The organism is Pseudomonas fluorescens (assembly GCF_001648775.1).
Lineage (GTDB): Bacteria > Pseudomonadota > Gammaproteobacteria > Pseudomonadales > Pseudomonadaceae > Aquipseudomonas > Aquipseudomonas fluorescens_M.
In genome coordinates, this window is record NZ_LVEJ01000057.1 from 1 (window position 1) to 400 (window position 400).

Annotated in this window: 1 pseudogene; it reads right to left on the reverse strand. The window is 47.0% G+C overall.

Features of this window, described 5'->3' with window-relative positions:
* Nucleotides 1-400 (reverse strand): annotated as a pseudogene (locus A8O26_RS30025) (hypothetical protein); the annotation flags it as partial.

Below are 400 nucleotides of genomic sequence, written 5' to 3' on the forward strand. Positions count from 1 at the left end.
GCCGTAATGGGAGAGCCCCATAACTTTGCACAATTGGCAAGATCAGGATCCGCTTGTGCCACTTTCGGTGCAAACCCACAACCGTGATCTGCCCGCTCGTTGAGTGATTCGGTCGGGAAAGGAAATATGCAACGCAGGTTCAATACCTTACCGACGGCTATCGATGAAGTCTGGTCTTTCAGGATGAAGCCACTTTTTCTGTTTCCGTTAAGTGCAGTACTACCCACATCCGAACGAATATAAGTGAAGGCAACGGAACCAAGCTTTGTCGCCTGCGAACCATAATCCCAAAACTTGAAGAATGTGCTGTAATCCACTGCACGCAAAAGAACACCGGAACAATAATACGCAGGCGTTCCATTTGAACACTGCGTGACATTGCTTTGATATTTTGCATTTA